The organism is Arthrobacter sp. NPDC058127, assembly GCF_042884555.1.
Taxonomy (GTDB): Bacteria; Actinomycetota; Actinomycetes; order Actinomycetales; family Micrococcaceae; genus Arthrobacter.
This window is the reverse complement of record NZ_JBHVTT010000003.1, coordinates 72,830-93,685: the sequence shown is the minus strand read 5'-3', so window position 1 is coordinate 93,685 and position 20,856 is coordinate 72,830. Positions and strand designations below refer to the sequence as shown.

Annotated in this window: 21 protein-coding genes; 17 read left to right on the top strand and 4 right to left on the bottom strand. The window is 62.5% G+C overall.

All coding sequences use genetic code 11. The annotated features are described in order from the left end of the window. Window positions 1-151: 151 nt before the first annotated feature. From ACFVTG_RS06610 to ACFVTG_RS06545, 14 genes are all read left to right on the top strand, one after another. A complete protein-coding gene (locus ACFVTG_RS06610) occupies window positions 152-1,261 on the top strand; it encodes an MraY family glycosyltransferase (RefSeq protein ID WP_284751226.1) in 1,110 nt (369 codons plus the stop codon). 128 nt (window positions 1,262-1,389) lie between these two features. Then, window positions 1,390-1,878 carry a hypothetical protein gene (locus tag ACFVTG_RS06605; protein WP_390279038.1) on the top strand — a complete coding sequence of 163 codons (489 nt, stop codon included), beginning with the start codon at window positions 1,390-1,392 and terminating at the stop codon, window positions 1,876-1,878. Further along, window positions 1,865-2,203, top strand: coding sequence for a hypothetical protein (locus tag ACFVTG_RS06600; protein WP_390279036.1), 339 nt, complete (start codon window positions 1,865-1,867; stop codon window positions 2,201-2,203). Before ACFVTG_RS06605 ends, ACFVTG_RS06600 begins: the two co-directional genes overlap by 14 nt. Window positions 2,204-2,284: 81 nt before the next feature. Beyond that, on the top strand, window positions 2,285-3,085 hold the full coding sequence (gene atpB, locus ACFVTG_RS06595; RefSeq protein WP_284751224.1) for a F0F1 ATP synthase subunit A: 801 nt from the start codon (window positions 2,285-2,287) through the stop codon (window positions 3,083-3,085). Between the two features lie 81 nt (window positions 3,086-3,166). After that, window positions 3,167-3,385 (top strand): ATP synthase F0 subunit C, encoded by a 219-nt coding sequence (gene atpE, locus ACFVTG_RS06590; RefSeq protein ID WP_028264751.1) that lies wholly within the window; start codon window positions 3,167-3,169, stop codon window positions 3,383-3,385. Window positions 3,386-3,439: 54 nt separating this feature from the next. Next, the gene (locus ACFVTG_RS06585) at window positions 3,440-4,000 is read left to right on the top strand and encodes a F0F1 ATP synthase subunit B (protein ID WP_284751223.1); all 561 of its coding nucleotides are present in this window, start codon (window positions 3,440-3,442) and stop codon (window positions 3,998-4,000) included. Beyond that, window positions 4,000-4,827 (top strand): F0F1 ATP synthase subunit delta, encoded by an 828-nt coding sequence (locus ACFVTG_RS06580; RefSeq protein ID WP_390279034.1) that lies wholly within the window; start codon window positions 4,000-4,002, stop codon window positions 4,825-4,827. The genes ACFVTG_RS06585 and ACFVTG_RS06580 overlap by 1 nt, the downstream gene beginning before the upstream one ends. 83 nt (window positions 4,828-4,910) lie before the next feature. Continuing rightward, entirely contained in the window at window positions 4,911-6,548 is a 1,638-nt protein-coding gene (atpA, locus tag ACFVTG_RS06575) for a F0F1 ATP synthase subunit alpha (protein ID WP_078108478.1), read from the top strand. A 93-nt stretch (window positions 6,549-6,641) separates the two neighbouring features. Continuing rightward, window positions 6,642-7,529 carry a F0F1 ATP synthase subunit gamma gene (locus ACFVTG_RS06570; protein ID WP_284751221.1) on the top strand — a complete coding sequence of 296 codons (888 nt, stop codon included), beginning with the start codon at window positions 6,642-6,644 and terminating at the stop codon, window positions 7,527-7,529. An 86-nt stretch (window positions 7,530-7,615) separates the two neighbouring features. Further along, complete coding sequence (gene atpD, locus ACFVTG_RS06565; RefSeq protein ID WP_284751220.1) at window positions 7,616-9,070, top strand: F0F1 ATP synthase subunit beta; 1,455 nt, start codon at window positions 7,616-7,618, stop codon at window positions 9,068-9,070. Between the two features lies 1 nt (window position 9,071). Then, window positions 9,072-9,356, top strand: a complete 285-nt coding sequence (locus ACFVTG_RS06560; protein ID WP_059387616.1) for a F0F1 ATP synthase subunit epsilon — start codon at window positions 9,072-9,074, stop codon at window positions 9,354-9,356. A gap of 10 nt (window positions 9,357-9,366) precedes the next feature. Continuing rightward, on the top strand, window positions 9,367-9,798 hold the full coding sequence (locus ACFVTG_RS06555; RefSeq protein ID WP_284751219.1) for a DUF2550 domain-containing protein: 432 nt from the start codon (window positions 9,367-9,369) through the stop codon (window positions 9,796-9,798). Between the two features lie 23 nt (window positions 9,799-9,821). After that, a complete protein-coding gene (locus tag ACFVTG_RS06550) occupies window positions 9,822-11,075 on the top strand; it encodes an alpha/beta hydrolase (RefSeq protein WP_390279031.1) in 1,254 nt (417 codons plus the stop codon). Between the two features lie 68 nt (window positions 11,076-11,143). Continuing rightward, window positions 11,144-13,636 (top strand): bifunctional lysylphosphatidylglycerol flippase/synthetase MprF, encoded by a 2,493-nt coding sequence (locus tag ACFVTG_RS06545; protein ID WP_390279342.1) that lies wholly within the window; start codon window positions 11,144-11,146, stop codon window positions 13,634-13,636. 140 nt (window positions 13,637-13,776) lie between these two features. Here the strand turns inward: ACFVTG_RS06545 and ACFVTG_RS06540 are convergent, their stop codons facing one another. From ACFVTG_RS06540 to nucS, 3 genes are all read right to left on the bottom strand, one after another. After that, on the bottom strand, window positions 13,777-13,980 hold the full coding sequence (locus ACFVTG_RS06540; protein ID WP_028264741.1) for a cold-shock protein: 204 nt from the start codon (window positions 13,978-13,980) through the stop codon (window positions 13,777-13,779). Window positions 13,981-14,300: 320 nt separating this feature from the next. After that, window positions 14,301-15,548: an N-acetylglucosamine-6-phosphate deacetylase gene (nagA, locus tag ACFVTG_RS06535; RefSeq protein WP_284751217.1), complete on the bottom strand. Its 1,248-nt coding sequence runs from the start codon at window positions 15,546-15,548 to the stop codon at window positions 14,301-14,303. A 64-nt stretch (window positions 15,549-15,612) separates the two neighbouring features. Next, window positions 15,613-16,308 carry an endonuclease NucS gene (gene nucS, locus ACFVTG_RS06530; protein ID WP_284751216.1) on the bottom strand — a complete coding sequence of 232 codons (696 nt, stop codon included), beginning with the start codon at window positions 16,306-16,308 and terminating at the stop codon, window positions 15,613-15,615. Window positions 16,309-16,377: 69 nt separating this feature from the next. Between nucS and ACFVTG_RS06525 the strand changes: the two genes are divergently transcribed. Together ACFVTG_RS06525 and ACFVTG_RS06520 are read left to right on the top strand one after the other, a co-directional pair. Continuing rightward, window positions 16,378-16,710, top strand: coding sequence for an ATP/GTP-binding protein (locus ACFVTG_RS06525; RefSeq protein WP_284751215.1), 333 nt, complete (start codon window positions 16,378-16,380; stop codon window positions 16,708-16,710). An 18-nt stretch (window positions 16,711-16,728) separates the two neighbouring features. Continuing rightward, the gene (locus ACFVTG_RS06520) at window positions 16,729-17,523 is read left to right on the top strand and encodes an alpha/beta hydrolase (RefSeq protein ID WP_284751214.1); all 795 of its coding nucleotides are present in this window, start codon (window positions 16,729-16,731) and stop codon (window positions 17,521-17,523) included. 24 nt (window positions 17,524-17,547) lie between these two features. On the opposite strand, the gene ACFVTG_RS06515 is transcribed toward ACFVTG_RS06520, so the two are convergent. Further along, complete coding sequence (locus tag ACFVTG_RS06515; RefSeq protein ID WP_284751328.1) at window positions 17,548-18,738, bottom strand: AI-2E family transporter; 1,191 nt, start codon at window positions 18,736-18,738, stop codon at window positions 17,548-17,550. Window positions 18,739-19,037: 299 nt separating this feature from the next. Between ACFVTG_RS06515 and ACFVTG_RS06510 the strand changes: the two genes are divergently transcribed. Continuing rightward, the gene (locus ACFVTG_RS06510; RefSeq protein ID WP_390279028.1) at window positions 19,038-20,852 is read left to right on the top strand and encodes a hypothetical protein; all 1,815 of its coding nucleotides are present in this window, start codon (window positions 19,038-19,040) and stop codon (window positions 20,850-20,852) included. Window positions 20,853-20,856 lie beyond the last annotated feature (4 nt).

Here is a 20,856-nt window from a genome sequence, read left to right as displayed (position 1 = left end):
ACGGAGCAAAGCCGCCGTAGCCGCTAGTATCTTGACAGAGTCCAACTGTAGTACAGCAATATTCGGCGGTGCGCAGAGGTGTTGCAGGTGTTGTGCCGGCAGCTAGTCGCCAGGGACAAAATCCACCACCACCGCCAACAGGAGCCGCCACGTGATCATGTATTCGCTCATGATGCTCACGGCTGCCGTCGTGTCGTATCTCGCTACGTGGGTAGCCCGCCAGATGGGTAACAAACTCCGGCTTTTCGCCCCTATCCGCAGCCGGGACATGCACTCGGTGCCAATTTCCCGACTCGGTGGCCTAGGACTCTTCGCGGGCTTCGCCGTGGCCCTCGTCGTGGCCAGCAATTCGTTCTTCGTGAAGGACATCTTCCACGGGAACGGTGCGCCGTGGGGAATCCTGGCAGGTGCCCTTGTGATTGTCGCGGTGGGTGTCGCCGACGACGTGATGGACATCCGCTGGTGGGTTAAGCTGATCGGCCAATGCACGGCCGCTACGATCGTCGCAGTCTGGGGGGTGCAGATGTCCGTCCTTCCCTTTGTTCCGGAGCCCATACGGATTGATGCGGAACCGCTGCGGATCGTCTTGACCGCCCTCCTCATCGTGACCACCATGAACGCCGTCAATTTCATCGATGGACTCGATGGCCTGGCGGCAGGCGTCGCCGCGATTGGCGGGGTTGCGTTCTTCCTGACGGCGTATTGGGTCCACCGCAATGCAACACTCACGGACCGCTCGGATCTGGCGGCGCTGCTGATGGCCATCATTGTGGGTTGTTGCATCGGATTCCTGCCGCACAACTGGTTCCCGGCCAAAATCTTCATGGGCGACTCGGGCGCCATGCTTTTGGGCCTCGTGATGGCCTCGGCCGGCGTGGTGTCCACGGGCCAGATCAGTTCAGGTCTTTACGACCGCGCGAATGGTATTCCCACCATCGTTCCCATTCTGTTGCCGTTCGCGATTCTGTCGCTACCGTTGCTGGACCTCGGCCTTGCGGTGTTGCGGCGTACAGCACGTGGCCAATCGCCCTGGTCGGCTGACCGAGGACACTTGCACCACAAGCTCATCGAGCTCGGCCACACCCACCGAACGGCGGTGCTCATGATGTACGTGTGGACCTGCATTCTGGCGTTTGGAGGCCTGGCGTTTGCCATCTTCCCTTGGCAGATGGTCCTCACCGTGGACATCGTGGCCGCCCTGATCATGGCCGGAGTGACAGCGTGGCCGTACTTTGCCCGAAAAGGGCGCGAAGCCCAGTAGACGGTGTGTGACAAGGGCGTTAACATCACAGTTCTATCTCATGTAGAATTTTAGGGCGGACAGTCACTCGCCCGCGCACCCACCCTTTTTGAGACTTTGGCATTTTTGCCACGACGATTGGCATCCCCATGACCTCCAACGCCGGCGGACAGCAGTCCGACTCGAGCGGCGTTGCTGCCCCACGCTCCACTTCTTCGCTCTGGCTGCGGCTTCTTTTCCTCAGCTCGACGGCGGCAGTGGTGGCTCTCGCTGCAACGTCGGTTGTCGCGGCGGTCATGAACGGTGGCGTAGGAGTGCTTTCTGCCGCATTCGGCGGGGCACTGGTCATGGTCTTTTTTGCCATCAGCCTCTTGATCGGCCATTTTGTCGGCCGGGATAATCCTTCCGGCGCGGTCGGCCTTTTTGTTGCCAGCTACTTTGTCAAGGTCGTCGGTTTCGCGGTGGTGCTTTTCGTCTTAGGCGCCCCCGCATGGCTGCACGGACGCTGGTTCGTGATAGGCGCCGTCGTCGCGGTTGTCTCGTGGCAAGCCGCCGAAATCTATGGCTTCAGTAAGGCCCGGCTGCAGATCTACAACGGCCCCGCAGCAGGCAAGGGAGGCGACGATGTTCACTCCTAGGAACAAGCGACCCTCCGTCACACCCCATGCCGCAAAACCCGGCGATTCCACTGAGCAAGCGAGCGACGGAAGCGACGGCGGATACAACGCCGGAATTGCCGTCTTTAGCTACATTGTTGGCGGAATCATAGTCTGGAGTTTGATAGGCTGGGGTCTGGATATTCTGTGGGGGACTCGCTGGATTGTGCTCGTTGGCGCTCTGCTCGGAGCCGCAGGGGGGTTCTATCTTTCCCACATGCATGGCCTTACCAGTCAGCGGTCTTCATCTGGTGAGAGCAAAGCAGACAGCGGTCCGCCCCACGACGGGGACAGTAATGCCAAATAATTTCACACGGGAAATGGCTGCAGGAAACGCGGCCGGATCCTCAACAACGCCCAATGATGGACACTGCAGAGAGGAAACGCGTTGATCGCGCTTGCGCTCCCGGCCCAGGATTCAGGGACCTTCACTCCTCCCGGAATCGACCAAATGCACCTGCCGGCTATCCTGCCGTGGGGTGCGAGCGATGGCTTCTCCAAGCAGATGTTGCTGGTGATCCTGTCGGTCGTCCTTATCGCTTCATTCTTCATCGCTGCTGCACGCAAGCAGCAGTTGGTCCCCGGCAAGTTGCAGTTCGCGGGCGAGATGGCCTACGGCTTCGTCCGCAACAGCATCGCCAAGGACATTATCGGCGGCCGCGACTTCATGAAGTACGTACCGCTCCTGTTCACCTTGTTCTTCTTCATCCTGGTGAACAACATCTACGGCGCCATTCCCGTGATCCAGCTCCCGAGCTTCTCGCACGTCGGCGGGGCCTACGTGCTGGCCGCGGTTGTATACGTCACCTGGATCGGCATCGGCATCAAGAAGAACGGCTTGAAGTACTTCAAGCTGGCCACGGTTCCCTCGGGCGTCCCGTGGTTCATCCTGCCGATCGTCGTACCGATCGAAATCATCTCGAACTTCCTGGTCCGGCCGGTGACGCACAGCCTCCGTCTCTTCGCCACCATGATGGCCGGACACCTCATTGTCATGATCGCCGGCTCGGGTATCGAGTTCCTTGTCATGCAGGAAAACGTCCTCCTCAAGGGCGCATCGGTGCTGGTCCTCGCAGGGGCCATCGCCATGTACATGCTCGAAGCCCTGATCATGGTGCTGCAGGCATACGTCTTCACCCTTCTGACTGCGATCTACATCGAAGGCGCACTCCACGCCGACAGCCACTAGGCACAACCCTTAATCTTCCCCCTCGGGGGTTGAAGCAAACCAAACAACCTGCCGCGACTGCGGCATCTTGAAAGGAATACAATGAACGGCGACATCAACGGCTCCCTTAACCTCATTGGCTACGGTCTCTCCGCCATCGGCGGTGGTATCGGTGTGGGTCTCGTATTTGCTGCTTACATCAACGGTGTTGCACGTCAGCCGGAAGCCCAGCGCGTGCTCCAGCCGATCGCGTTCCTTGGTCTGGCACTTACCGAAGCCCTCGCCATCCTCGGCCTGGTCTTCGCTTTCGTTCTCAAGTAAACAGCTAAGAACCAAGCGAACATTCAGAACCGAGTAGATAAGGACGGGTGAAAAATGAATCAGCAGATCATCTCAGCCGCCGCTCAAGGCGCCGCCGAGTCGGCTAATCCGCTCCTTCCCAACCCGTGGGAAATGGGCGTCGTCTTCGCCGGCTTCGCGGTCCTCTTGTACATCGTGGTCAAGTTTGTTGTCCCGATGTTCGAGAAGACCTTCGCGGAGCGCGCAGAGGCGATTGAGGGTGGCATTGCCAAGGCTGAAAAGGCCCAGGCTGAAGCTTCTGCAGCTCTCGAAGAGTACAAGCAGCAGCTCCACGACGCCCGCGCCGAGGCTAACCGCATCCGCGAAGAAGCTCGAGCTGAAGGAGCCCAGATCCTCGCGGAGCTGAAGACCAAGGCAGCAGCCGAGTCGGCACGCATCACCGAGCAGGCACACGCCCAGATCGAATCGGAGCGCCAGGCAGCTGTTGTCGCCCTGCGTTCCGAGGTGGGCACCCTGGCCACGACTTTGGCAGAGCGCATCGTTGGCGAATCGCTCAGCGATGACGAGCGTGCCGCCCGCGTGGTGGACCGCTTCCTCGCAGATCTGGAGACCCAGAGCGCAGGTGCAGCTAAGTAATGGCAGGTGTATCGAGCGAATCGCTGACCAAAGCGCTGGAGCAGTTGGAAGCCATGCTTCCGACGGCCTCGCTGCAGTTGGCTAGGGACCTCTTCGGAATCCTGGGAACGGTGGACAGCTCGGCTGGCTTGCGCCGCGCCCTGACTGACCCCTCCCGCAGCGGAGAAGAAAAGTCGGCGCTGGTCAAGCAGCTGGTTGGCGGGAAAGTCTCCGCTGATGCTGCGGAAATCGCGAGTGGATTGGCCAGCTCACGCTGGGCATCGGCACGCGATATCGGCGATGCACTCGAGACTCTTGCCGCCACGGTGGTCATCGCCGTGGCTGAAAACAAGTCGGCCGTTTCTGCCTCCGGAATCACGGGGCTGGAAGAGCTGGAAAACGATCTGTTTGCTTTCAACCAGACCGTTGCTTCCAGCCACGAGGTACAACGTGCTCTGGGAGAGTCGCAGGCAAGTGCTGCGGCCAAGATCACCCTGGCGGAGAAGTTGGTTCCTGGCGCAAGCCCGGAGGCCCAGCTTCTCATCGGCCAGGCCGTGTCGCAGCCGCGCGGCGTCAAGCCGAGCAAGCTCATCGACAACTTCGCAAAGCTTGCAGCCAAGCGCCAGCAGCGCTGGATCGCAACTGTCCGCGTCACCCGTCCGTTGACGGATGCGCAGGCCAGCCGCCTGCAGGCCGGGCTTGATGCCCTCTACGGCCGCGAGCTGAAAGTCAACGTCAGCGTTGATCCGACTCTGATCGGTGGAATCCGGGTCCAGGTGGCAGACGAAGTGCTTGACGCTTCCGTCGTAGCCCGCCTGTCCGAACTCCGCCGGCAACTCGCTGGCTAGCCAGACAAGCACAACTTAACTGATACAAACACCGGTCATCGTGAGCAGCGATGATCACGAAAACAGGAGAGCAGGGACTGCAGATGGCCGAATTGACCATCAACGCCGACGACGTCCGTAATGCGTTGAACGAGTTCGCGGCGTCCTACGAACCCGGAAACGCAGAGCGCGTAGAGGTCGGCCGCGTGACCGCCGCAAGTGACGGCATCGCCCGTGTTGAGGGCCTTCCCTCGGTCATGGCGAACGAGCTGCTTCGCTTCGAAGACGGCACCCTGGGCTTGGCCCAGAACCTCGACGTCCGTGAGATCGGCGTCATCATCCTCGGTGACTTCACCGGCATCGAAGAAGGCCAGGAAGTCCACCGCACCGGTGAAATCCTGTCCGTCCCGGTAGGCGACGCCTTCCTGGGCCGCGTGGTTGACCCGCTGGGCCAACCGATCGATGACCTCGGCGAGATCAAGGCCGAGACCACCCGTGCACTGGAACTCCAGGCCCCGGGCGTGACCCAGCGTAAGTCGGTCCACGAGCCCATGCAGACCGGTCTCAAGGCTATCGACGCCATGATCCCGATCGGCCGTGGCCAGCGTCAGCTGATCATCGGTGACCGCCAGACCGGCAAGACCGCCATCGCCGTGGACACGATCATCAACCAGAAGGCCAACTGGGCTTCGGGCGATGTCACCAAGCAGGTACGCTGCGTTTACGTCGGCGTCGGCCAGAAGGCTTCCACCATCGCCGCTGTCCGCCAGACCCTGGAAGACCATGGCGCGCTGGAATACACCACCATCGTGGCTTCCCCGGCATCGGACCCCGCCGGCTTCAAGTACTTGGCTCCGTACGCGGGCTCGGCCATCGGCCAGCACTGGATGTACGGCGGCAAGCACGTACTGGTGATCTTCGACGATCTGTCGAAGCAGGCTGAAGCCTACCGTGCAGTGTCCCTGCTGCTCCGCCGCCCGCCGGGACGCGAAGCGTACCCGGGTGACGTTTTCTACTTGCACTCCCGTCTGCTGGAGCGTTGCGCCAAGCTCTCCGACGAGCTGGGCGCAGGCTCGATGACCGGTCTTCCGATCGTCGAAACCAAGGCAAACGACGTCTCGGCCTACATTCCGACCAACGTTATCTCCATCACCGATGGCCAGATCTTCCTGCAGTCGGACCTCTTCAACGCCAACCAGCGCCCCGCTGTTGACGTCGGTGTATCCGTGTCCCGCGTTGGTGGTGCGGCACAGGTCAAGTCCATGAAGAAGGTCTCCGGTACCTTGAAGCTGGACCTGGCGCAGTACCGCGACATGCAGGCGTTCGCGATGTTCGCGTCCGACCTCGACGCTGCTTCACGCCAGCAGCTGACCCGTGGTGCCCGCCTGATGGAACTGCTCAAGCAGGGCCAGTACTCGCCGTTCCCGGTCGAGGACCAGGTCGTTTCCATCTGGGCCGGTACGAAGGGCTACTTGGACGATGTCCCTGTTGAGGATGTCAGCCGTTTCGAGTCCGAGTTCCTGGAGCACCTCAAGCACAAGTCCTCCATCCTGACCACGCTGGCGCAGACCAACGTCCTGGACGACGACACCGCTGAAGCGCTGAAGTCCTCGATCATCGACTTCAAGAAGGGCTTCTTCGGAGAAGGCGACAACCGCTTGGTTGGTGCCGGCCACGAAGAGCACGAAGCGATTTCCGGTGGCGAAGTCGACCAGGAAAAGATCGTCAAGCAGAAGCGCTAGAGCATTGGTTCCCGGGCCTGCGGTATCCGCAGGCCCGGGGCCTTCGCCAAAGCCTTAGCCGCTGATCCATCGGGATCTTAGGAAAGGAAATGTATGGGAGCCCAGATCCGGGTCTACCGCCAGAAGATCAGCTCGACGACGTCGATGCGCAAGATCTTCAAGGCGATGGAACTGATCGCTACCTCGCGCATCGGTAAGGCCCGCGCCCGCGTTGCAGCTTCGACGCCCTACGCAAACGCGATTACCCGTGCTGTTTCTGCTGTCGCAAGCCAGAGCGAAATCGATCACCCGCTAGTCACCGAGCCGGAGCAGATCCGCCGTGCCGCCGTCCTGGTTATCACCTCGGACCGTGGCCTGGCTGGTTCTTACTCCGCAAGCGTGCTCAAGAAGGCCGAAGGTCTCAACGAGCTTCTCCGTGCAGAGGGCAAGGAAGTCAAGACCTACCTGGTTGGCCGCAAGGCCCAGGCATACTTCGACTTCCGCAGCCGTCCGTACTCCCGCGTGTGGACCGGCGGAACGGACGCACCGGAATTCGAGACTGCCAAGGAAGTCGGCGCCGCTCTTCTCGAAGAGTTCGCCAACGACTTCGCTGAGGGTGGCGTGGACGAGATCCACGTCGTTTACACCCGCTTCAAGTCGATGGTGACGCAGGAGCCCACGGTTGTCCGTCTGCTGCCGCTTGAAGTCGAAGAGCAGGCTGTCACCGAGTCCGAGCTTCTGCCGCTGTACGAGTTCGAACCGGAATCGGAGCAGGTGCTTGACGCACTGCTGCCGCGTTACATCGAGTCCCGCATCTTCGCAGCAATGCTGCAGGCAGCAGCTTCCGAGCTCGCAGCCCGCCAGCGCGCCATGAAGTCGGCAGGCGACAACGCGACCGAACTGATCAAGAAGTACACGCGTCTGCGCAACACGGCCCGCCAGGCTGAGATCACGCAGGAGCTTTCCGAAATCGTGGCCGGCGCCGACGCCCTGAGCGCGTAGTTGCCGGTGCATGGTTCGGCGCAAGCCACACCTGCACCAAATAGATAAACTTAACCCCACGCCATCTACTGAGTGAAGTGAGAGAGATGACTGCCACCGCTACCGAGCACGCAGCCGCAACGGCCGGCGCCACCGGCCGCATTGCCCGCGTCATCGGCCCGGTTGTCGACGTCGAATTTCCGGCTGACGCAATCCCGTCGATCTACAACGCACTCACCACCGAGGTAACCCTCAACGGTGAGACCAAGACCATCACGTTCGAGACCTCCCAGCACCTGGGTGACAACCTTGTCCGTGCCATCTCCCTGCAGGCCACCGACGGACTCGTCCGCGGCACCTCCGTGCGGGACTCCGGCTCCCCGATCTCCGTGCCTGTCGGCGACGGCGTCAAGGGCCACATCTTCAACGTTCTCGGCAAGCCGCTGGACGTCGACGAGTCCGAGATCAACGCGGACGCTTACTGGCCGATCCACCGCAAGGCCCCGGCCTTCGCGTCCCTCGAGGGCTCCACGGAGATGCTCGAGACCGGCATCAAGGTCATCGACCTCCTCACCCCGTACATCAAGGGTGGAAAGATCGGTCTGTTCGGTGGCGCCGGTGTCGGCAAGACCGTTCTGATCCAGGAAATGATCACCCGTGTTGCCCGCAACTTCGGTGGTACTTCGGTATTCGCCGGTGTCGGCGAGCGTACTCGTGAAGGCAACGACCTCTGGGTTGAAATGGAAGAGGCAGGCGTCCTCAAGGACACCGCCCTTGTATTCGGCCAGATGGACGAGCCGCCGGGAACGCGTCTGCGCGTGGCACTGTCCGCCCTGACCATGGCGGAGTACTTCCGCGATGTGCAGAACCAGGACGTGCTGCTCTTCATCGACAACATCTTCCGCTTCACCCAGGCCGGTTCAGAGGTCTCCACGCTGCTCGGCCGTATGCCGTCCGCTGTTGGCTACCAGCCGAACCTCGCCGACGAGATGGGCCTCCTGCAGGAGCGCATCACCTCGACCAAGGGCCACTCGATCACGTCGATGCAGGCCATCTACGTGCCTGCTGATGACTACACCGACCCGGCTCCGGCAACGACCTTCGCACACCTCGACGCGACCACGGAACTTTCCCGTGAAATCGCCTCCCGTGGTCTGTACCCGGCCGTTGACCCGCTGACGTCGACGTCCCGCATCCTGGACCCGCAGTACATCGGCAAGGACCACTACAACACGGCTGTCCGTGTGAAGCAGATCCTGCAGAAGAACAAGGAACTCCAGGACATCATCGCCATCCTCGGCGTTGACGAACTGTCCGAAGAAGACAAGATCGTCGTGTCGCGTGCACGCCGCATCCAGCAGTTCCTGTCCCAGAACACCTACACCGCCAAGCAGTTCACCGGCGTCGAAGGCTCCACCGTGTCCATCAAGGACACCGTGGAAGGCTTCACGGCGATTTGCGACGGCGAGCTGGACCACATCGCAGAGCAGGCGTTCTTCAACGTCGGTGGCCTGGATGACGTCGAGCGCCAGTGGGCCAAGATCCAGGAACAGACCAAGTAGTATGGCTGAGCTCGAGGTTGAGATTGTCGCAGCGGACCACTTCGTGTGGTCCGGTGCGGCCAAGATGGTCAAGGCCCGCACCAGCGATGGTGAAATCGGGATCCTGCCGGGCCACTCGCCGCTCCTCGCCATTCTGGCCGCGGGCGAGCTGGCCATCGAGCCGGTTACCGGAGACCGCCTTGCAGTAGTTGTGGACGGCGGATTCTTCTCCGTCGACAACAACCGCGTGGTGATCGTCGCTGACAACGCCCAGTTGGGCGATTCAGCTACTGCGGGGATCCGATAGCAAGACCTTGATGGACGATTCTGCTATTCCGTTCATCGCCTTGGCAACGGCGTTTGCGTTGCTGATCTTTACACTGTGCCTCGTCGGGGTGCGCCGCTTCAATTTGCGGCGCGCCCTCGGCACGGTCGACGCCTCCATTTGCACGGCTGGAAACAGCTGGCGGATGGGGGTTTGTCGTTATCAGGACTCGGAGCTTGAGTGGTTCCGCCTGCTGTCCCTCAGCTTCCGTCCGAAACATAGCTTCCGCCGCAGCTCTTTGGAGCTCCTTGGCCGCCGGAAGCCAACGGAGGAAGAGCTGACGAGGCTCCAACCCGACGTCGTGGTAGTCGAACTGCAGCATGAAGGCCAGCGGTTCATGCTGGCAATGAGATTTGATGCCTACGCCGGGCTGTCGTCCTGGCTGGAGGCCGGCCCAGTGGTGGGCGTCGGCACCTGGCGCTGAGGACAGTGGACTTCCTATTCAACATGAGACTTGTTGACGGTCCCTTTTACTGGACCGTCCTTGGTGCCGGAATTGCCGGGAGTGCCTTCCTCCTCCTGCGGCGGGACCGGCGCTGGTTACTTTCCATAGTTGTCTCGCTTGCGGTGGCGAGTGGAGTTGTCGCAGTCATCCACTGGCTCCTCGTCAACGTCCTCACCGTGTTCCCGGAGGACCTTCCCGTCGATGTCCTCATTTGGTCGACCGTTGCCTTCTCTGCGTTCGCCCTCTTCCTTGCCAGGCTCCCTGGTTCGTCGTGGCGCGGCAGGAGCGCCGCAGGGGTCTCGTGCGTCTCCGTGCTGCTCCTCTCCGCGCTTCAGATCAACAGCTACTTCGGGCTCAACCACACGGCGGCTGATCTCTTCGGCCACAACGTGGGGCGGATCCCGGAGCTTGAGGAGGGGTTCAAAAGGGGTGTTTCCGGAATCCTGCCGGTGTCAGCGCCTAACGGGGGAATAGTCCGGAGGGCATCGATTCCCGGGATTGAATCGGGTTTCAAGGCCCAGGACGCTTTCATTTACCTGCCGCCGGCTTACCTGGCCGCCGATCGCAGCCAACTACCCGTACTGGTTCTCTTTGCCGGCCAGCCCGGACGTCCCGCCGATTGGCTGACCGGCGGCCTGCTTGAGCCGACCATGAACACCTTCGCCGCCCGGCACGGAGGCGTGGCGCCCGTCGTCGTGGTGGTCGATCCAAACGGTTCCGATACCGCAAACACCATGTGCATGGATAGCCTTATCGCACGTGCCGACACGTATCTCTCGATCGATGTTCCGCGCTGGATCAACCAGACGCTCGAGGTTTCCGCCGACCCGAGGAAGTGGGCTGTCGGCGGGTTTTCCTTCGGTGCAACCTGTGCGGTGCAGATGACTGCTTTGCATCCTGAAATCTACCCTTCCTTCATCGCCTTCTCGGGAGAGCGGGAACCTTCGCTTGGTCCTGATCGCCAGCGGACCATCCAGACCGCATTTGGCGGCGACTCTGCGGCCTTCGAGGCCTTGACACCGTTGAACCTGATGAAACAGCGGAGCTATGACGGCCATGCAGGCTACTTCGCGGTCGGGGCCGCGGACAGCGAATTCGTCCGTTACTCCACCGAGGTGGCGGCAACTGCCCGCACCTCCGGGTTCGACATCAGGCACGCTTCGGTTGCCGGCGCCGGCCACTCGTGGGCAGTGGCAGTGCAAGAACTTCCATCCGCAATGGAATTCCTGGCCCCCCGCTGGGGGCTCGTTCAGTGAGTATCCAGGAAGCCCGATTGTCCAGAGACCAGGCGCCTGAACCCGAAGATGGCAAGCCCGCCCGGAAGATGGTGGCAGTCCTTGCCCGGGCCATGCTTGGCAACATTGCCGCCCATATTGGCGCGATCCCCTTCACCGTGATTGTGCTCGCGCTGTACCTGCTCACTCCGGCGATCTTCGACCCCGATATCGGGTACGGCCCGGATGCCTTGCGGCACATCTCGAGCGTGAGCGGTGGGGGATTGAAGGCGGGGGACTGGTGGTCCATGTGGACCTCGATGTTTTTCGCCGCCAACCCTGTCGACTACGTCTTGAGCTCGTTGTTGTTCGTCGTGTTGCTGGGTTCTGCGGAGCGCAAGCTGGGGTGGGTCCGCACTGCCGCGGGCTTCTTCGGCGGGCAGTTTGCCACGGTCACTGCCTTTTTGCTGGTGGTCCAGTTGGCGGCCTACGCCGACGACGGTTGGCTGGGTCGGATGATGGATGCCAGGACCTCCGGACCCCTTCCGGCGACCCTCTTCGTCTCGATGGCGGCCAGTGGCCTCCTCCCGACTTTGTGGCGCCGGCGATTGAGGGCGACGGTCGTGTCCCTGGCGCTTCTCCTGGTCCTGTACGTTGGCGATCCCTCGGCTGTCATGGCCCTGACTGGTGCCCTGCTCGGCCTGGGGGCCGGTCTTTGGCTCCAGCTCGATCATGGCATCCAACCGAGCCACCGTGCGACCAGGCGTGAGACGCGAAACCTGTTGTCGCTCATGGTGGCGATTTTCGGCGTCGGGCCCTTGGTGGCGGGCGCCGTGAGGAGCCCCGCGGGGCCGCTGGCGTTGCTGCGCGAAATGGTGTTGAACCCTGTTCCGACGCTCAATCAGTTGCAGGCGAACTGCGGTGGAACCGTGGACATCAGCTGCCTCGAACTTGGACGCCAAGGCTACCCCGGGCCCGCCGGCGTGGCCCTCGCGGTGGTACCGGCATTGCTCCTCTTGATTTGTGCGGTGGGTATGCGCCAAGGAAGGCGCCTGGCGCTGAAAATCGCCATCGGCGTGCAACTTGGCGTAGTGGCGCTCTCCTTCGCCTACCTGGTGTTGTTTGCCAGCATTCCGCATTTTCCAGGCCGGGGCCGCACCGTCGTTTTGGGCTCCGCGGTGTTCCACATCCTGACCCTCGCCCTGGTTCCCTTTATCCTCGCGGTTCTGCTTTTCCTGTTCAGGGGAAATTTCGTGGTGGGCTCGAGGGCGCCGCTCCGCCGGAAGATGGCGTGGCTGGTTGGCACAACGTGGCTCGTATTGGCGAGTGGCTACACCGGGGCCTGGCTCGGCTCCGGCGGTTTGGCGCACGACGGCGGCATCCTGGGTCTTATTGCGGAACTCGCCCGGCAGTATCTTCCCTTGCCCATACCCACGGCATTTGGTCGCGTGTTCGCGGAGCGGAGTGCCGCGGAGTCAATATTGTTCGCGTGGTCAGGGATCATCTTCTGGCTCGTGGCCCTGGCAGCGGTGTGGACGCTGCTCCTCAAACGGCAGCACGGTCCTGGCGGTGATGATCCGGCTCGCTTGGCGGCCAGGGATTTGGTCAAGCGCGGCGGAGAGTCCCTTTCCTGGATGGCGCTATGGGAGCCGAACAAGTTCTGGTTCACCCCCGGAATGGACGCCGGAGTTGCCTACCAGCAGCACGGCAACGTCGCGCTGACCCTCGCCGGTCCGTTCGGTGATCCCGAACAAGCCGCTGCCGCGACCGAGGGTTTCCTCGACTACTGCGCGCACCACGCATTGGTGCCATGCCTTTATTCCTGTACTGAAGAGTTGTGGCCGATGCTGCAATCCACCGGATTTCGCCGAATCGCGGTCGCCCAGGAAACCCGGCTCTCCATCGGTGATCTCGAGTTCACGGGCAAAGCGTGGCAAAACGTGCGCACGGCCAAGAACCGTGCACTGAAGGCCGGCGTTGAAGCCCGGTGGGGACGTTATTCGGAGTTTTCGCAACACATACGCTCCCAACTCGGCGAGGTGTCGGAAGAGTGGGCCGCCAGGAAAAAAGTGCCTGAAATGGGCTTTACCTTGGGTTCCCTCGACGAGCTGATGGACGATGAAGTGCTTTGCTGCATAGCCGTCGACGGCAAGGGCTTTGTCTATGGGGTCACCAGTTGGCTACCGGTGTTCCGCGACGGCCAGGTGATCAGCTGGACATTGGATTTCATGCGCCGGCGCAGCGACGCCTTCCCTGGCCTCATGGAATTCATGATTGCCTCGGCAGTCCACGAGTTGCGGCAGGGAGTGGAAGTCATTTCCCTGTCGGGCTCGCCTTTGGCTGGGGACACCGAGGAATTCTCCCGTGGGGAAGCCGGCATGGCGGGCATTCTGGACCTCGTTGGCAGGACCTTGGAGCCTGTTTACGGATTCCGCTCCCTCGCCCGCTTCAAATCGAGGTTCCAGCCGGAGTACAGGACTTTGTATATGTATTACCAAGACAGCCTAGAGATTCCCGCGATCGGCGCCGCGCTAAGCCGCGCATATTTGCCGGGGCTGTCCGTCCGGCAAACTGCCAGGCTCCTCCGCACCCTCGTTGCTTGAAAACCCAACTGACTCGCATTTGTTGTCGTTTTGACGCCCCATAACGACAACTAATGCGAGCCAGTTGGGAAGAAAAAGGGGTCCCGCAGGTGTGCGGAACCCCTTCGGTGAATCCTTCAGGCAGAATTCAAACAGTCAGACTAGACGGCGGTTACGCCGGTGGCCTGCGGGCCCTTTGCGCCCTGACCGATCTCGAACTGAACACGCTGGTTCTCGTCGAGGGTGCGGAATCCGCCGGTCTGGATCTCGGAATAGTGGACAAAGACGTCGCCTTCGGCGTCGTCCGGGGTGATGAAGCCGAAGCCCTTTTCAGCGTTGAACCACTTGACGGTGCCCAGTGCCATTTTTGTTTCTCCTCATTGTGGAACTTTTAAGTCCGGCACACCGCGTGCCGGCCTTGGTTACTCCGCGAGAAGACCTGGTTTTCCGCCCAAGCCAGGCTTGGTTGGCTTCGCAGGAGCTTCACGCTCGCAACACGTCTTGCGAGCATGAATCACACCTACACAAAGACTGCTACAACACTTTCATGGCGAATACTGGAGGTCAACGGTCTGCTGGGGAATTCCGACAAAATTTAAGTAAAAAGAAGGTAACGGAAGAAAGCGCGCTTGCCACTGGATCCGGCATTGGGGGCCGCAAATTCGGGCTAGGCCAGCCAATCCACCTATGCCAGCCAATCACCATTGCGCAATACGCCCGCGAGCTGCAGTTCCTTGTCCACGACGACGAGATCGGCCCGCAGGCCCCGCCGAAGGCCGCCAAGTTCGTCGGACAGCCCCAGGACTGCGGCGGGAACCGCCGTCGCCGAGGCAACCGCGTCGGCGAGCCCGACGCCGGCCGCAACCGTGCGCCTGACGACGTCGAGCATGGTTGCAGTGCCACCGGCGATGGATCCCGTGGCATCCAAGGTAGCGACGCCGTCCGTCACGGTCACCGGGGAGGGGCCGAGCATGTAGTTTCCGTCAGAGAGTCCCGCTGCCGCCATTGAATCGGTCACGAGGACAATGTTTGGGGCGCCTACCAGCTGAAAAACGGTTGCGACAGTGCTTGGGTCAAGGTGGGTGCCGTCCGCGATCAGTTCCACCACGGCCTTGCCTTCCTGGGCGGTGCGAAGGGAGGCGGCCACGGGGCCGGGGGAGCGGTGGTGCATGGGGGGCATCCCATTGAACAAGTGCGTGACAGTCGGCAACGAGCTTACGCCGTCGAAACCAGCGGATTCCAAGCCCTCCCGCGCTGCGGTCAGGGAGGCGGCGGCCGTCGCGTCGTCGCAATCCGTGTGGCCAAGGGACGGCGTCACTCCGTGGAACGTCATCAGGTCCACGAGTGCCGCTGCGCCGGGAAGCTCGGGGGCGTAGGTCATGGTGGCGAGCTTGCCGGCGGCGGCTTCAACCAGCTCGGTCATGAGATCCAGGTCCGGCTCCAGTAGATAGGCGGGGTTCTGCGCGCCGCATCGTGCGTGGGAGAGGAATGGCCCCTCAAGGTGGATTCCGGCTACGAGCCCTTCATCGGCCAAGCGTACGAAAAGCTCGATGCCGCGGAGCAGGTCTTCCCGGGGTGCCGTGACCATGCTGGCGAGGAGGGTGGTGGTTCCGGAGCGGTGCAGGAAATCGATGGCCTTTCGTGCCGAGGACTCATCGGCCCCGGGGAAGTCGCCTCCATTGCCGCCATGGCAGTGAACATCCACGAATCCGGGAACGATGTACCGGTCCGTGGGGAAATCGGTCCGCGGAGTTTCCTCGAACCCCTCGAAGGCTGCTTCGTGGAATTCGGCCGCCGGCCCGGCGAAGGCTATGCGGTCGTCCTCCACCGCCACCAGGCCATCTTCGATCACCGCACCGTCGCTGACGATGGTTCCGGTAATCAGGTGGCGCACGGGCGCAGAGGAAGATACAGGCCGGTCTGGGACAGTCATGTTTTGATTCTAGTTGCCGGGGCCCACGCTTGACCTGGTTTACCAGGGATGAAGGTCCGGACAGCTAGAACAAGCGTGACTCGCTGTCGTCCACGCCGCGCATCGCGTCATAGTCCAGGGTGATGCAGTCGATTCCGCGGTCATTGGCAAGGACCTTCGCCTGCGGCTTGATCTGCTGGGCGGCGAAAATGCCCCGCACCGGGGCCAGCAGTGGATCGCGGTTGAGTAGTTCGAGGTAGCGCGTGAGCTGCTCGACGCCGTCGATGTCGCCGCGCCGCTTGAGTTCGACGGCGACTGTCCCGCCGTCGCCGTCCCGGGCGAGGATGTCCACGGGACCGATGGCAGTGAAGTACTCGCGCCGGATGAGCGAATAGCCGGCACCAAGGGTTTCGATCTGCTCGGCGAGCAGTCGCTGCAGATCAGCCTCGACGCCGTCCTTGATGAGCCCGGGGTCCGTTCCCAGGTCGTGGGACGTGTCATGGAGTTGCTCGTAGATGTTGATGATGAGCCGGTCGTCGGTCTTGGCCGACTGCACGGTCCACTGCTCCACCACGCCTTCCTCGACCTCGGTCTCCTCCGGCGTGGTCACCCGCAGGGTAGCGGGCGGGCTCATCCAGTTCAGCGGCTTGTAGGAGCCGCCGTCGGAATGGACCAGCACGGAACCATCGGATTTGACGAGCAAGAGCCGGGTGGCAAGCGGGAGGTGGGCCTTGAGGCGGCCAACGTAATCTACGGAACAACGGGCTATGACGAGTCGCACCCGCTCCACTTTACTTCCTCTGCCGCTTACCCTGCCGCGCGCAACTAGCGACTGGGGCAGAATGGAGTCATGCCTCGCTCCAACCGCCCCCGACGCACCGAATCAGCCAAGGCAAGCTGGAAACGGACAGGCGAGTCGCCGGAACTGGATCTGGAACGTGCCCGTTCGGGCATTGCCCGCAGGGAAAGCGCCCCCGACGGCGACTGGATGGTCCGGACCATGACCGCGCGGAATGCCGAGAAGACCTATATCTGCCCAGGTTGTTCGATGGCCATCATGCCCGGCATCGCCCACTTGGTGGTGTGGTCCGAGACCCACCTCTTCGGCGATGCCGCCGGGTTGGCGGAACGCCGCCACTGGCACAACAACTGCTGGACAGGCCGGACCTACAGGTACCGCTGAGCACTTAAGCTTGGAAGCATGAGTTTCGATCCCGCTTCCCTCGTTTTCAGCCAGCCGGAGTCTGCCACGGACATCAGGGCATCCACGGTTTTGCCGGCGCACCGCGAGAACGTGGAGTTCCTCACCGAAGACGGCAAGCGGCTCGTGGGAGAGTTGGCGCTGCCGGAATCCGGCGAGATCTCGGCGACGCTCATCATGCTGCACCCCTTGCCGACGCATGGCGGATTCATGGATTCGCACGTCTACCGGAAGGCTTCCTATCGGCTGCCGGCACTCGCCGGCGTCGCGGTACTGCGCTTCAATACGCGCGGGACGCATTCGCCGCGGGGTACCAGCCAGGGGCATTTCGACGAGGGAATCGGTGAGCGGTACGACGTCGAGGCTGCCGTTCGCTTCGCGGTGGAACGCGGGCTTCCGAACCGCTGGTTGGTGGGCTGGTCCTTCGGCACCGAGCTGGCCTTGATGTACGGGGCCGTTGAGCCCGTGGCTTCCCAAGTGGAGGGTGCCGTCCTGCTGTCTCCGCCGCTGCACCGGGCCACGGATGTGCATTTGAAGGAATGGGCTGCCTCGGGAAAACCGCTGACGGTCCTGGTTCCGGAACACGACGACTATCTTCAGCCCGCCGAGGCCGCCGAACGATTCAGCTTGGTGCCCCAGGCCCGGGTCTTGGGCATCGACGGCGCCAAGCACTTGTGGGTCGGCGAGAAATACGCGGCCCGGGTTTTGGACGAAATCGTCGACGACGTGACGGAAGCCGGCTCAGGACCGGATGGCCTGCCGCGCCGCTGGACAGGTCCAGTGGCCACGGCCTAGTCGCCCCGGCCTAGTCGTCACGGCCTAGTGGCGGTCTTGGCGGACGATGAAGACTTCCTTGATCAGCAGCATGATGGCTGCCGCCGTCGGGATGGCGATCAAGGCGCCGAGCACGCCCAGCAGGCTGCCGCCCGCGATCACTGAGATCACGGCGACGGCACCGGGAACGGCAACGGCCTTCTGCATGATGCGCGGGGAGATGAAGTAGGCCTCGAACTGCAGGTAGGCGAAGTAGCAGATGGCGTAGACCACGGCGGTCTGCCAGCCGGCGGTCAGGGCTACCAGAATGACCACCACAGCGGCAATCATGCCTCCCACCAAGGGGATGAACGCAAGCAGGGCAACCACGAAGGCCAGCAGGACGCTGAACGGAACGCCCAGGATGCTCATGACGATGAAGGCGAACAACGCGTTGAGCAAGGCCACGCAAACCTGGCCGATCACATAGTTGCCCACGGAGCGCGTAATTTCCTCGGACAGCGCCTCCACGCGGGGCCTGCGCGACCGTGGTGCGAGCCGGTATCCCCATCTCTTCATGGCGGGCAGGGCGCCGAGGAAGTAGAGGCTGAGGACCAGGACGATCAGCGTCCCGAAGACCCCGTTGGCCACCGTGGATCCGAAACCGACCACGCCGCCGAAGATGCCGCCCATGGCATCGGGGTTCTTGACGAACTTGTCGAGTTCCTGGCTGATCTTGTCGCGAACGCCGAATTGGCTGTCAAGGGAGCGGAAGAAGTCCGAATCCACGAAGCCCCGGATCCAGTCCGGAGCCTGCCGGACGATCTGCGAGACCTGTTCCACGATGGTGGGGATAAGGGTGGCGAAAAACGCCGCCACTCCGGCAACGAGGACCCCGACGGCGATAACGACGCCGGCCGGGCGGGGAACCTTGCGGTTTTCGAGCCAACGGACCACGGGGTCCAGTCCCAAGGCAATGAACAGGGCCGTAACGATCCACAACAACAGTTGGACGGTACTGGTGCCGATGTAATACAGCATGAGGGCCACGCCGACGCCGGCCGTGCCCATGAAGCCGACATACAGCGGATGTTGTGCGGACATCCTCGGGCCGGGGGAGCCGAAACGCGGACCGTCGGATTCATCCGGGGCGGGCTCGGTTATTGCATCGTGCTCAAGCTCGGGAGGCATTTCGAAACGGACCCGCGGTTGGGCGCCCGGAATGGGCTGGCGGAGGCGGCGGACGAAGGATGCCATCAGGCCCTCGCCGTGATCCCTGCCGTCCGGGGCAGACCCGTTGGCCAAGCCACCCGGGGTGGCTCCGGGGCCTTGATCAGCGGTAGTGGGATCCTTGCGCTCTTTCACGTGCTTCAGCTGCCTTTTCGTTCCGCGGTCAGGCTCGATGAGTGCCCGATGTCATGTTGTTCGCCACACTATCAGCAGGCCGGAATTGGCGAATTCTAGGGGTTGAGCCGTGCTCCGGGAAGCCCTTTGCGAGGACCCCGAACTGACTCTTAGGTAACAAAACCGTTACCCTTGAAGTTCAACGACCGCTGATGATTGGTATTCCTGTGCGATTGAAGACTGCAGTTTCGCTGGTGCTGCTTGGCCTGCTGACACTGTTGGCCGGCATTGGCCAGCTGACCTTTTGGGCCCCGGCCGAGACGGTAACCGCGTCCGCCCCCGGCGACTCCAAAGCCGCTCCGCTGACCGTGATCACCCAAGACGTGTTGGCCCACAAGGGCGGTCCCAAACAAATCAGCATCAAGGGCGACGGCAAATTCGTGTTGGCTGTCGGACGGCCCGATGACGTCGATGCGTGGGTAGGCAAGACCGCGCACAACAGCATCACCGGTGTCTCCGAGGACGGCAAGTCCCTGCAGCTTGCCGGCACCGACGGCGAAGCAACCGCCCCGTCGCCTGCGGGATCGGATCTGTGGGTGGAAACGGAGAACGCCAGCGGACAGCTGGACTACACCTTCACCCCGCCCGCGAGCGGCAACTGGTCGCTCCTCCTGGCCAGCGACGGAACCAAGCCGGCGCCGTCGTCGGTCTCCGTCACGTTCGCCAACGATGCCACCATGCCGTGGGCCGTCCCGCTTATCGTCATTGGCGCGATCCTCATTGCCGCGGGTGCGGCGTTGCCGTTCGTCAACAAGTTCACCAGGGGCCGGGGCAAAGGCCCTCGCGCCAACGGTCCGCTGGGCGGCGGGAGCACGGAAGCCGACAAAGAGACCGTCGGTGAGGACGCTGGCGCGCAAAGCAACAAGGACATCATTGGCGAGGACACCGCTGCCGAGGACACCAAGAAGGGCACGGGCGGGGGTCCCGCACTTCGTATTTCGCTTGTAGCTACCGCCATTGTGACGGCCCTCGTGGGTGGCACCGCGGCAGGCGCGCAGGCGGCCGAGACTCCTTCTCCTTCGGGGTCCGCGATTCCCTCCGGATCCGCGACGGCGAGCCCGGGAGTGACCGCCGGTGCGCAGGCCGTCCCCGTCTTGGTGGACGCTCAGCTCAAGCGCATCCTGGACCAGGTCGCGGGCGCCGTGGCCGCCGGGGATGCCGCACGCGATGCCTCCAAACTCGCTCCCCGGGTTGACGGCACGGAGCTTCAAGTTCGCACGCAGAACTACAAGATCCGGTCCCAGGTTGCCACGCACGAGGCGCGGATGCCCGTCCGGTCCAGCAAATTGCTCGGTAGCGTCATCTCCACCCAGCGCACCTGGCCGCGGACCGTGATCGCCTTGACCCAGGGCGATGGCAACGTGGTTCCCCAGGTCCTGACCCTCGTGCAGGCCTCGCCGCGGGAGAACTACAAGCTGAAGAGCACCTCCCCGCTTCAGCCGGGAACGTCCTTCCCGGCGATCCCCTTGGGCGGAACCGCGCAATTGGCTGCCGGAGACAAGTCCGGGCTGCAATACAGCGGGACCGAAGCGATGGCAGCCTTGGGCGATCGTTTGACCAAGGCGGATTCGGCGTTCAAGGACAAGCTCGTGGAAGGCACCAACTCGCCTTACATCGCAGATGTCCTGGACTACCAGGCGAGCACTGTGAAGTCAGGCACCAACGGCAATTTCACCTTCACGCACACACCCTCTCCGGCGGATACGGCCGTGTTCCGGACCTCGGACGGTGGTGCCGTGGTGGTGGGAAAGCTTGACTTCGATTTCACCAGCAAGCCCAAAGCCGACGGCGACACGCTGACCGTGGACAAAGCCGCGGCAGTGCTTGCGGGCGGGGATTCCACGAAAGTCGGCCTCGTGCAGACCTTCTCGGAGTCGGTAGCCATCTACATTCCACCGGCAGGCTCGACTGCTCCCATGAAGCTCGTTGCCGCGGTCCGCGGTCTGGTGGGAGCCAGCTTCAAGTAGGCAA

Bases quoted from the DNA above. Each gene is read 5' to 3' on its own strand.
- ACFVTG_RS06605 (WP_390279038.1), top strand. From the start codon at position 1,390: ATGACCTCCAACGCCGGCGGACAGCAGTCCGACTCGAGCGGCGTTGCT.
- ACFVTG_RS06510 (WP_390279028.1), top strand. From the start codon at position 19,038: ATGATTGGTATTCCTGTGCGATTGAAGACTGCAGTTTCGCTGGTGCTG.
- ACFVTG_RS06555 (WP_284751219.1), top strand. From the start codon at position 9,367: ATGGACGATTCTGCTATTCCGTTCATCGCCTTGGCAACGGCGTTTGCG.
- atpE (WP_028264751.1), top strand. From the start codon at position 3,167: ATGAACGGCGACATCAACGGCTCCCTTAACCTCATTGGCTACGGTCTC.
- ACFVTG_RS06550 (WP_390279031.1), top strand. From the start codon at position 9,822: ATGAGACTTGTTGACGGTCCCTTTTACTGGACCGTCCTTGGTGCCGGA.
- ACFVTG_RS06570 (WP_284751221.1), top strand. From the start codon at position 6,642: ATGGGAGCCCAGATCCGGGTCTACCGCCAGAAGATCAGCTCGACGACG.
- atpD (WP_284751220.1), top strand. From the start codon at position 7,616: ATGACTGCCACCGCTACCGAGCACGCAGCCGCAACGGCCGGCGCCACC.
- ACFVTG_RS06560 (WP_059387616.1), top strand. From the start codon at position 9,072: ATGGCTGAGCTCGAGGTTGAGATTGTCGCAGCGGACCACTTCGTGTGG.
- atpA (WP_078108478.1), top strand. From the start codon at position 4,911: ATGGCCGAATTGACCATCAACGCCGACGACGTCCGTAATGCGTTGAAC.
- ACFVTG_RS06540 (WP_028264741.1), bottom strand. From the start codon at position 13,980: ATGGCACTGGGCACCGTCAAGTGGTTCAACGCTGAAAAGGGCTTCGGC.
- ACFVTG_RS06580 (WP_390279034.1), top strand. From the start codon at position 4,000: ATGGCAGGTGTATCGAGCGAATCGCTGACCAAAGCGCTGGAGCAGTTG.
- ACFVTG_RS06585 (WP_284751223.1), top strand. From the start codon at position 3,440: ATGAATCAGCAGATCATCTCAGCCGCCGCTCAAGGCGCCGCCGAGTCG.
- ACFVTG_RS06600 (WP_390279036.1), top strand. From the start codon at position 1,865: ATGTTCACTCCTAGGAACAAGCGACCCTCCGTCACACCCCATGCCGCA.
- ACFVTG_RS06525 (WP_284751215.1), top strand. From the start codon at position 16,378: ATGCCTCGCTCCAACCGCCCCCGACGCACCGAATCAGCCAAGGCAAGC.
- nagA (WP_284751217.1), bottom strand. From the start codon at position 15,548: ATGACTGTCCCAGACCGGCCTGTATCTTCCTCTGCGCCCGTGCGCCAC.
- ACFVTG_RS06545 (WP_390279342.1), top strand. From the start codon at position 11,144: ATGGTGGCAGTCCTTGCCCGGGCCATGCTTGGCAACATTGCCGCCCAT.
- ACFVTG_RS06515 (WP_284751328.1), bottom strand. From the start codon at position 18,738: ATGGCATCCTTCGTCCGCCGCCTCCGCCAGCCCATTCCGGGCGCCCAA.
- ACFVTG_RS06520 (WP_284751214.1), top strand. From the start codon at position 16,729: ATGAGTTTCGATCCCGCTTCCCTCGTTTTCAGCCAGCCGGAGTCTGCC.